This is a genomic window from Streptomyces sp. 8L (genome assembly GCF_020176795.1).
In the GTDB taxonomy this organism is placed as follows: domain Bacteria; phylum Actinomycetota; class Actinomycetes; order Streptomycetales; family Streptomycetaceae; genus Streptomyces.
This window is the reverse complement of the sequence record NZ_JAIUKE010000727.1, coordinates 1-3,546: the sequence shown is the minus strand read 5'-3', so window position 1 is coordinate 3,546 and position 3,546 is coordinate 1. Positions and strand designations below refer to the sequence as shown.

Annotated in this window: 1 protein-coding gene and 1 pseudogene; both read right to left on the bottom strand. The window is 70.8% G+C overall.

Translation table 11 applies throughout. The features are described 5' to 3' along the window. Positions 1 to 830: pseudogene (locus LCE31_RS37885) on the bottom strand (hypothetical protein); the annotation flags it as partial. 8 nt (positions 831 to 838) lie between these two features. Beyond that, complete coding sequence (locus LCE31_RS37880; protein ID WP_225022685.1) at positions 839 to 3,376, bottom strand: ATP-binding protein; 2,538 nt, start codon at positions 3,374 to 3,376, stop codon at positions 839 to 841. Between the last annotated feature and the right edge of the window lie 170 nt (positions 3,377 to 3,546).

Genomic DNA, 3,546 nt, shown 5'->3' with positions numbered 1-3,546 from the left:
GGGTTGGAGTCGAGGATGACGTCGGCGACGTCCAGGGACAGGCCTCGGACGGCCGCGAGCGCGCCGTCGTTGCCGAGGAGGGTTTGGGGGATGGTGGCGAGGAGGGTGGTGGTGAGGGCGGCCAGGACGATGGAGACGGCGGCGTCTCTCCAGCCGGCGGCGCGGTTGCCGAAGAAGATCCGGCAGGCGCAGATCAGGGCGCACACGGTCAGGAAGAGGCTGGGGAGGCCCATCTCCATCAGGACGTGGGTGTGCAGGGAGTTGCTGACGGCCGTGGCGGGGGTCAGGAGGAATTTCGCGAGTCCGAAGGCCAGGGACCACGAGATGAGCCAGCACGCGAAGGCGACCACCCATTTGGTGATCATGAAGGCGATCTCGGTGAAGAAGTTCTCGATGCCGTGCTCCCAGTCCATGACGCCTCCGGTGTCGCTGGAGACGTCGTATGCGGAGATCGGCATCCCGTTGCTGTCCGTCACGTTGAAGACGGACAGCACTCCCCCCTCGGCGGGCAGGAGCTTGCGCAGCTCCTTGACCTTCTTCTCGCGGTAGGTCTGCTGGGCTGTCTTGCTGAGGACCTCGTTCTGCTCCTGGAGCGCCTCTTGTATCTGCTCGATCTCCGCCTGTGTCGGGGGCCGCTTCCCGCCCTCGGTACTCGGTGGTGGGAGCGTCGGCGCGGTGGAGGTGCTCGGGGTGGGGCTGGGTGAGGGCTGCGCGTACGCGGGCAGCGACGTCAGCGCGGTCACGGCGGTGGCGAACAGGGCGGCCAGCAGTAGGGCGGCCCGTACGCGGCGGCGTCCGAGGGCCGCCGCGCGGGGACGCCATCGGCGCATGGGAGTGGTCACGCTGCGGTCCGGTAGTCGGTGGGTGTCGTGTGGATGTTCTCCATCACGGCCTGGTCGAAGGGGATGAGGACCTTCATCAGGCCGATGCGTCCGGCGAGGTCGTGGTAGAGGCATTCGCCGGCGCGCGCTGCCTTCTCCTCGTCGGCGAGGCCGATCGGCGACAGGCCGGTGGTGACCAGTTCGAGAAGATCCTTGTCGGTCGGGTCGACGCCGAGGAAGTCCAGGCCGCGCTCGGCCAGCACGCGGGCGGACTGCCGGAAGAGGAAGCGGTGCGGGATGAGGCCGCGGATGATGGCGCCCTTTTCCGTGTCGGCCGGGCCGACGTCGTCGGCGTCATGGGAGGCGACGTAGGCGGCGGCGTTGTGCTTGCGGCCGTCGCGCAGGAGCTCCAGGAGGAGTTCGACGCCCTCGTCGCTGGAGGTGAGCCACCAGGTCTCGTCGAAGACCGCCACGCCGAACTCGTCCTTCGACGCCATGACCGTCTCGCGGGCGACCGCGGCGATCAGGTACATCAGCGCGCGGCCAAGAACTTTCTCGAACTCCAGGCGTTCGATGCGGTGGGCGCTGGCGAGTTCGGCCTTCTTGGGCAGTTGCAGGCTGTTGACGGCGAAGACGACGCAGTCGGCGCGCTGGGTGTCGACGGTCGGCAGGTCGGGGTCGAAGACGCTCGCCGCGAGGTCCTTGCGGGCGACGGCACGCAGCTTGCGTGCGAGGCCGCCGGCGGCCGGGTCGTCGCCGGCGCGCGAGGCGAGTTCGTCGGTGAGGGCCTGCATCGAGGGCTCGGGCCCGCGCAGAACCATCTCGACGGCCTCGGACAGCGCCACACCCTCCAGATCCATCGGCCGCACGCCCAGCAGCAGGGTCAGGAAGCTTTCAGCGAAGCGGGAGGCGATGCGCGGGGTGTGCGCGTACAGGCGCAGTGGATCGAGGGAGACCTTCGCGTCCTGGCCGATGGTGATGATCTGGCTGGTGCCGGGGCAGGCCTGTGCGAAGCGGACCCATTCCTTTTCCTGGGTGCGGTCGATGGCGACGACGCGGCCTCGGGATGTCGGCCGGCCGGGCTGGCGTCCGCGGGCGAGGACGTTGTAGCAGGCGCTCTTGAGGGCGACGGACTTGCCCGCGCCGAGTTCGCCGAGGAATGCCGCCGAGCCGGAGGCGTTTTCCCGGGGGCCGCGGGCAGGGTCGATCAGGACGGGCCGGGCACCGCCGGAGGCCAGCTGCACTCCGAACAGGGCGCCGCGCTCGTCGCCGAGCTCGCTGCCGCACCAGGGCATCGCCATGGCGAAGTCGCGGGCAAGGAGGTACTGGGCGTATCCGATCATGACGCGGGGGGTGCGGCAGCCGGGCAGCATCGCATGCCAGAGGTCTACCTGTTTCCCGACGGGCCGGGAGAAGGTGTACTCGCCCGTGCCGAAGTCGCTGACGAGCGCGGCGGCACGGTCGTTGGCATCCTCGGGGCTCGTGCCCCACACAGCGAGTGTGACCATGGCGCGGATCTCGACTTCCCGCGCGGAAGCGGAGAGGCGGTCGCGGTATTCGTCGTTGTCCGTCTCATTGCGGGCGACGGAGGCCGGCGGGCCGGCCGGGTCTCCCTCGTACTCGGCTGCCTGCTCGCGCAGGCTGCGTGCACGGCGGCGGGCCTTGGCCTCTGCGACGCGGCCGGGCGTGATGTGCAGGCGCACGGCCCAGTCCACCGGGTAGGCCAGGGCGTCGAGCTGCTGGAGGTAGGCGGCGCCGGGCAGGGTGAAGGCTTCCGGCATCTCGGACAGCGCGAGCAGGGCCTGGTAGGAGTGGCCCCACTCGCTGGTCGCCTGGAGGTAGCGGCGCGTGAACGGGTTCTCCGGCAGGGCCCTGCGCGTGAAGTCGGTACCGCCTTCCGTGAGGATGACGTCGCCGAGGGCGGCGCCCGTGCGTCCGTGGCCGCGGACGGGGCCCTCGGTGCCGTCGGGCAGGAAGGGCTCGGCGAGACCGCGGCGGGCGCTGTGTCCGTAGATCCACAGGATCTCGGCCTCGGTGGCGGGACGCATGTCCACGCTGGAGGGCCACTGGGCGTGCATGCGCTCGGCCTGCCGCACGCGCTGGTCGATCTCCTTCTGGCTGATCGGGGCGGGCATCAGGCCGAGTTGGGCGGAGATCTCGGCGCTGGCCGCGGAGACGACGTCGCGTACGGCCCCCGCGCGGGAGAGCGCGGGCAGCGGTACGGCGAGCCAGTCCGTGCGCCCGGTGAGCTCCATCTCTTCGAGCTGGTCCAGCACGGCGTGGCCCAGCTGCTCGTAGCGGGGGCTGGCTGTCAGGTCGACGTCGGCGATCATCCGCCGTACGACGGTGACCGGGTCGACCTGGGGGCACAGGCTCAGCAGCATCGGCTCTCCCGTCAGCGCCCTGAACAGTGCTTCCAGGGCCTGGAGTCGGCGCCGCTTCTCGCCGGCGGGGGCGTGCGAGTAATTCGTGGCGCTGACCCGCCATACGGCCCAGCACGTGCCTTGCGTGGTGAAGATCAGATTCGTGGCGATGTGCCGGATGGGCAGTCGCATCAGGACTCCCGAGAGGTCGTACGGGCGAGGAGGGCCTGGGCCCCGGAGACCACCCGCGCCGGTGCGGGCGCCGGGCCCGTCTCAGGGTCGGCGTGGTGCGGGCGCGCGGGGGCGGCGTGTGTTGAAGGCGCGGGCGGTTCCTGCTGGGCGCCGGCGCCCGCAGGGAGGGG

Excerpts from the sequence above, each read along its gene's own strand:
- LCE31_RS37880 (WP_225022685.1), bottom strand. The coding sequence starts at position 3,376 with ATGCGACTGCCCATCCGGCACATCGCCACGAATCTGATCTTCACCACG.